This window comes from Streptomyces sp. NPDC001796 (genome assembly GCF_042892355.1).
Taxonomy (GTDB): Bacteria; Actinomycetota; Actinomycetes; order Streptomycetales; family Streptomycetaceae; genus Streptomyces.
On record NZ_JBIAUC010000009.1, the window covers coordinates 329,224 to 335,850 of the forward strand.

At 66.6% G+C, this 6,627-nt stretch carries 1 protein-coding gene and 6 pseudogenes; 2 read left to right on the forward strand and 5 right to left on the reverse strand.

The features are described from left to right. Positions 1-264 precede the first annotated feature (264 nt). A pseudogene (locus tag ACFYZE_RS21095) lies at positions 265-1,356 on the reverse strand (integrase core domain-containing protein). A 119-nt stretch (positions 1,357-1,475) separates the two neighbouring features. Between ACFYZE_RS21095 and ACFYZE_RS21100 the strand changes: the two are divergent. Continuing rightward, positions 1,476-1,682, forward strand: a pseudogene (locus ACFYZE_RS21100) (hypothetical protein); the annotation flags it as partial. A gap of 120 nt (positions 1,683-1,802) precedes the next feature. Here ACFYZE_RS21100 and ACFYZE_RS21105 read toward each other — a convergent pair. The 3 genes and pseudogenes from ACFYZE_RS21105 to ACFYZE_RS21115 form a co-directional block, all read right to left on the reverse strand. Continuing rightward, positions 1,803-2,924: a reverse transcriptase domain-containing protein gene (locus ACFYZE_RS21105; protein ID WP_388996049.1), complete on the reverse strand. Its 1,122-nt coding sequence runs from the start codon at positions 2,922-2,924 to the stop codon at positions 1,803-1,805. 924 nt (positions 2,925-3,848) lie between these two features. Beyond that, positions 3,849-4,559, reverse strand: a pseudogene (locus tag ACFYZE_RS21110) (IS110 family transposase); the annotation flags it as partial. Positions 4,560-4,856: 297 nt separating this feature from the next. After that, positions 4,857-5,378: pseudogene (locus ACFYZE_RS21115) on the reverse strand (IS110 family transposase); the annotation flags it as partial. Between the two features lie 192 nt (positions 5,379-5,570). Between ACFYZE_RS21115 and ACFYZE_RS21120 the strand changes: the two are divergent. Further along, positions 5,571-6,008: pseudogene (locus ACFYZE_RS21120) on the forward strand (transposase); the annotation flags it as partial. A gap of 54 nt (positions 6,009-6,062) precedes the next feature. Here ACFYZE_RS21120 and ACFYZE_RS21125 read toward each other — a convergent pair. Beyond that, positions 6,063-6,539 (reverse strand): annotated as a pseudogene (locus ACFYZE_RS21125) (transposase); the annotation flags it as partial. Between the last annotated feature and the right edge of the window lie 88 nt (positions 6,540-6,627).

Here is a 6,627-nt window from a genome sequence, read left to right on the forward strand (position 1 = left end):
AGTGAGGGGCCCTGTCCGCTTCCGTCGTCACGTCCTGGCACCCATCACCTGGGGAGCAGCCGTCGGAGTCGTGGCAGCCTGCGAGGCATTGGGGGCCGTCCCCGCACCCGTGGGGACGGCCCCGGCACGGGTGGCGCGCGCCGGAGTACGTTCCCCCCAACGGGCACGAACGTGCCGTCCGGCCTGGACACCTGGCGTTCGAGCGCCTGCAGGGCCGTTTCCGGCCGGCCGCATCTGCGGGTGCCGTTAAATCATCCGGGCTGGTCACGCGGCATGGTGGTACTCGTGCAGAGTTCCGCCGAGTCGGTCTCGTCGGCGGATCTCCAAGTGTGTGATGTTCCCCGGTCCGTTGATCGAGTGCGGGAGTGGTCGGAGGGGAGCGGCTTGGCCCAGGGCTCGGTGTGGGCGATGTCCGTTTTAGAAGGTCTCGAACTCGCGGAGCGCGTGGAGGAGGTGGCTGAGGTTCCAGATCAGGGTGCGGTCCAGGAGTTCGCGCCGGCAGGTCTGTATCCAGCGCTCCATGATGGAGTTCATCCGCGGTATCCGGATGCCGGTGGTGATGACCTTCAGCCCGGCGTCGGCCATGAGCGCGTCGAAGGCGGAGGTGAACTTCGAGTCGCGGTCGCGGATCAAGAATCTGGCCCGGCTGCCGGCGTCCTCCAGGTCCATAAGGGGGTTGCGCCCGAGCTGCACGATCCAGTCCGCGGTCGGGTGTGTGGTGGCACCAAGGATCCGGATGCGCCTCGTGGAGTGCTCGATGGCCGCGAAGACGTACCGGCGTGCTCCGGTCAGGGTACGGACCTCGAAAAGATCGCAGGCGAGCAGCACCTCGGCTTGGCTGCGTAGGAAGTCGGCCCAGGTGATGCTCTGCCGTTCGGGGGCCGGTGGGATGCCGTGCTCCTTGAGGATTTCCCAGACGGTGGAGGCGGCGACCTTGATGCCCAGGACTGCGAGTTCACCGTGGATCCGGCGATACCCCCACGAGCTGTTTTCGCGGGCGAGGCGCAGGACCAGGGCGCGGATCGACCGGACGGTGGGTGGGCGTCCGCGTCGCTTCGGGACGCAGGTCGCGGCATGGCGGCGCTTGAGCAGGTTGCGGTGCCAGCGCAGGATCGTGTCTGGGCGTACCAAGAGAAGGAGCTGCCGCAGCTTCACTAGGGCGAGGTGGTGGAGCAGGCCCGCGAGGACAGCGCGGTCGGTGGCTTCGAACCTGGGCATGCCGACCTGGCGCTGCAGGATCAGCAGTTGGTGCCTCAGCGCCAATATCTCGATGTCCTTCTCCCTGTCGCTCATCGGCAGCAGACGCAGGAAAGCGATGGTGTTGGTCGCAGCAAGATAGGCCAGGCGCAGCAGCACGACAGATCATGATGCCCCCGGTGCCCTGTGTAGATGAAGACGTCGGGGCGAGCGTCGAGCACAGCCGAAGGTCAACGATCGAGGCCGCGACCTGCGTGGATGATTTATCGGCACCCGCAGTGTGGAGGGACGCCGGCGTCTTCACCGCACTGCTCGAAGGCCTGATCGCCGAGGCCGCCCGCCAGGGACAGACGGACTTATCGCTGGTCAGCGTGGACTCCACTACGGCCCGCGCCCATCACGACGCAGCCGGGATGCGCATCGGCAAGGAGGTCATGGACGCCCTTGAAGAGGCCGCCATCGAGCAGGAGCGGGCCCGGCAAAAGGTGCCTGTTGAGTCGGCACGGAGCGCGGTGCCGGTGTTGCCACCAGTCCGTTTCTCCGTGCCGCTCGCCGAACCCGGCGTACCCGTCTCCGAGTACCGGGCTCTCCACGGACTCTGCCGTTCAGGCGTGGTTGAGGTGTGTCCAGGGGTTGGGGATCGTGTTGCCTCTGTAACGGTAGCGGGTGACCGTCACCGCCTGGAGGTCAAAGAGTTCGATCCCGTCTGCCGAGGGCCTTCGCCACCGTCCGTTGTGGTCGGTAAGGCGTCGGCGGACGTCCTTCCACTTCCAGCGGTGCAGCGCCATCCACCAGCTGATCACCCGGTGCCATGTGAAGCTGGCCAGGGAACTCAGGGTGGCTTTGCAGACCGCGTGCTTGAAGTAGTTGGCCCAGCCACGCATGATCTGGTTGAGCCTGATCAGCACGTCCCTGGGGTTCTGCTGCGACGTTCTGTTCGTCAGGGCCCGGATCTTGTCCTTCAGCTGCCGGACGGGCCGGTCTGCGATGAAGGTGTAGACGTGCCACTTGTCCGTTCCCCGCTTGCGGCGCCACTGGATGCGGAACCCCAAGAAGTCGAACCCGTCCGACATGTGCACCACCTGCGTCTTCGCCTCGGAGAGACGAAGGCCAAGCGGTTGCAGCACGTCGGCAATGTCCTCGCGCAGCGCTTCGACGTCGTCGCGTCCACCGTCAGCCAGGACGACTCGACAGTTCGGACGTCCAGTGGCACGGCGGCGTCTGCGCAGATGGCTGGTGGCCATCTCCCCGCCCGGTTCCCAGGGCCTGGTCAGGTGCTCGTCGAGCGCCGACAGGGCGATGTTCGCCAGCAGCGGAGAGAGGATGCCGCCCTGCGGGGTGCCGGTGAGGGTGTCCTCGCGGTTGTTGTCCTCGGTGAGGACGCCGGCCTTGAGGAACGCCTTGACCAGCCGCAGCACGCGCTTGTCCTTGACCCGCTTGCGCACCCGGTCCATGAGGGCCGTGTGGTCAATCGAGTCGAAGCACGCCTCGATGTCCGCGTCCAGGACCCAGCGGTAGCCGTGGGTGCCGTAGAAGTGGATCTCGGCGATCGCGTCGTGTGCCCGCCGCAGGGGCCGGAAGCCGTAGGAGACCGGCTTGAAATCGGCCTCGAAGATCGGCTCCAGCACCAGCTTGAGGGCCGCCTGGACCGCGCGGTCGGTGATGGTCGGAATGCCTAGGCTTCTGACCTTGCCCGAACCGCCCGGCTTGGGGGATCTTCCGTTCACGCACCGGCAGCGGGCGGAACTCACCCGATTTAAGTACGTGCCGAAGATCCTCCAGGAACCCGTAGGAGCCAATCTCTTGCTCGACGTTGACGGCGGTGAGTCCGTCCACTCCGGGCGTTTTGGCACCCTTGTTTCCCGCGACCCGTTCGAACGCCACCAAGAGCGTCGCCGGGTCGCACACGAGGTTGAACAGATCGTCGAACCTGCGGCCTTCGTCGGCCGCCGCCCACCGGTGAAGTTTGGTCTGCATCCCCGATACCCGCTGGTGAGACCCCGTAGGAGCCCCTGGTGCACCGATGTTCAGCGGTGCTTCTTTCGGCATTGCAGCCTCCTTCCCTTCTCGATTCCGCTGCCGCCCTTCCCCATGTGCCGGGCTCTCCCCGGCTCGGAGTACTACGGCGGCTCCGCCCCGTCCCGGCCCGGTCGGCCGACGGTGGGCCCAGCCTGCGACCGCGCTGGAGGCGTTGTCGCAGGTCAGGGCCGGAACGGTTCCCGTGTTCACATGTTGTTCGATCGACGGATTAGGAGCCCGGCTATACCGCCGCGGCATCGCCACGACTGCCCCGCAGCACTTCGTCGTGGCCTCCCCGGACGACACATAGCAACCGACCGGGAAGTTCCCCGCCCCCATAGCAAGGCAGGGACGCACCGCATCCAGCCCAGATCCGCCAGGTTCGAGCTGGTGACGAGTAAGGAGGCGTCAACGCCGGTTCCTCGCGTACTCCTTTCCGTCTCACTTGCCGGGCCCGCACCATCTGGCAGTGCTGATACGTCCCGGCTTTGTCAGGGCCGCTTGCCACCTTCCCCGGCACCTCCCGGGTCGGCTGCCCTCAGCTTCAACCGCCCTGCTGCGACAGGTCGGCGGTGGCGTCCTTTCACCGCCACTCGAACAACTCGCGCTTCACGGCGCACCTATGGGCTTCGTCAAGCTGTGGCCTGGGTGGGTGCCTGGTAGAAGGTGCCGTCTCGGAGCATCGCGAAGAGGACGTCGATGCGGCGTCGGGCGAGCGCGACGAGGGCTGCGACGTGGTGTTTCCCCTCCCGACGTTTTCGGTCGTAGTAGGCACGGGACTCGGGTTGGGAGAGCGAGGCGAACGCGGCGAGGTAGAAGGCCCGTTTGAGCTGCTTATTACCGCGTCGTGAAGGGTGTTCGCCGCGGACGGAGGAGCCGGAGTTCCTGGTCACGGGTGCCAGGCCGGCGTAGGCGGCAAGGTGGCCGGCGGTGGCGAAGCCGCTGCCGTCACCGACGTCGATGAGGATGCGTGCTGCGGTCCTGACCCCGATGCCGGGCATCGAGATCAGGACCTGGGAAAGAGGGTGGGCATCCAGAAGCGCTTCGATCCTTGCAGCGAGGAGTTTGCGCTGGTCAAGGACGGACTGAAGGGAACTGGCGAGGCTGGGGACGATCAGCGCGGCCGCGTCGGTGCCCGGGACGACGACTGTCTGTTCGTCGAGTGCGGTGAAGATGTCCTCGACCAGCCGCTCGGCCATCCGTGGTGCCTTCGGCCGTATCAGGGTGACCAGTCGTCGCCTTCCCGCTTTGCGGATCTGGGCGGGTGAGCCGAACTGGTCCAGCAGCCTGAGCACGGCCGGGTGCTGGATCCGTGGGCCCAGGACCCGTTCCAGCGACGGATGTCGGCGTACAACCGAACGTGCACCGGTCGGTACGGATGAAAGTGCGCCGCCCTGCCGCCCCTTCCTGCTGGTGGGGGCGCCGGGGCCACCCGACTCGTCAGGATGCGGGGCAGACACCGCCGTCAAGGGCGCCCTACGGGCGTCGCCCTGCGATGGGGCTCCGCCCCACCCTTGACGGCGCCGCCTGTCCCGAGGGTGGCTGGCTGTCGGGTGGCCCCGGCGCTGTGGAGTACGGCGCGTTGCGCACGTTCGCGTGTACCGGCCGGTGCACTTTCACGCGAACGCCGACAACGGATGGATCTGGGTGAGCAGGCCGCGGAGTCGGTTGGCGATCCGAGTGGACTCGCCCGCCAGGTCGTCGTCGAAGCCTGCGATCATCGTGAGCTCGGCGACCGCTTCATCGGCAGGATCGACCGCTCGCAGGGTGTGGGGCATTGCTCTGGCAGCGTCCGCGATGACGAACGCGTCACGGGCGTCGGTCTTGGCCTCACCAGGGTAAAGATCGGCAATCCGCCGCATGGTCAGCCCGGGCAAGTAGGCGACCTGGCAACCTGCATCCCGGGCGACTGCCAGGGGCAGGGCTCCGATGGAAGCCGGCTGGTCGACGACCATCAGCACTGTTCCGTGCTTGGCCCGGAGCTTGTCGAACAGCTCCCGCAGCTGCGGTTCGCTGTTGGGCAGCGGCTTGTCGAATACCTTCTTCCCAGCGCGATTGACGGCGGCAGCGTGATGTTCGCCCTTGCCGACATCCAGCCCGAGATAGACGCCGATGTCAGTTTCGTCCGTCACGACCGTCGCTCCCGCCCTCGCCTGCGGCATCAGCGTGCCGGTATCCAAGTTACGAAGAGACTGCCGTACCCGGTTGAGGGTTTGGCGCTCGTGCCTCTAATCAGCGGTCTGCCAATGCCTTCGGCACCGGCGACACCACCTTTTCGATCATCTCGACTGGGGGCACAAGTCATACCGGGGCCGAAGGCCGGGAGCCTCCTTGCGAGGCCACGAAGAAGGTAACGGGGCGGCCCGCCAGAACAGAACGGACAGCACGGCAGTGACGACCCCGGTCAGGAAGTGCGGCGGCACATCAGGCGGCGGCGCAAGCTCCGCTTGAGCCAAGCCCTGCTCGGCAGATCTCGCGGTGGACTGACGAGCAAGATTCATCTCGCTGCAGACCGCAAGTGCCGTCCGCTCTCCTTTGTCCTGACCGCAGGACAGGCCGCTGACAGCCCGCAGTTCGTCCCAGTGCTGCAGAAGGTGCGCATCCGTCTTCCCGTCGGCCGACCCCGGACCCGGCCCGACGCTGTCGCCGCGTACAAGGCCTATTCCTCCCGCGCTATCCGCTCTTACCTGCGGAAACGCAACATCAAGGCAGTCATCCCGGAGAAGAAGGACCAGGCCGCCAACCGGAAGAAGAAGGGCAGCCGAGGCGGCCGCCCCACACGCCACGACGCGGTCACGTCCGCTGGAGTGGTGTATCGACGGCCACTCGGTGATCTCTTTTTGAGGCTATGCGGTGAGTTCGGTGGGCAGGGTGGTCTCGTCGGTTTCTGACTCGATCGGGTGGAGGCGGGCCTTGGCCAGCAGGTCGAGTCCCATGTAGCGGCGGGCCTCGGTCCATTCGTCGTTCTGCTCGGCCAGCACGGCGCCGACCAGGCGGATCAGCGCGGTGCGGTCGGGGAAGATGCCGACGACGTCGGTGCGACGTCGGATCTCCTTGTTCAGCCGTTCCTGTGGGTTGTTCGACCAGATCTGCCGCCAGATCTCGCGCGGGAAGGCGGTGAAGGCCAGCAGCTCGTGCTGAGCGGCGTCCAAGTGGGCTGCTGCCTTGGGGAACTTGGCTTCCAGGGCATCCAGAACGTGCCGCATCTGGGCCTGGACAGCGTCGGTGTCGGGTTGTTCGAAGACGGTCCGCAGCAGGGTGGCCACCCACGGCTGAGCGGACTTCGGGACCTGGCTCAGCAAATTTCGGGCGTAATGAAGCCGTAAAGAATTAACTTGTCGGTGTGTCGGTTTACTCGTCCGCGGCCGCGAGAAGATCGGGGGCGGTGCGGTAGCGGGTGGCGGCCGGGGG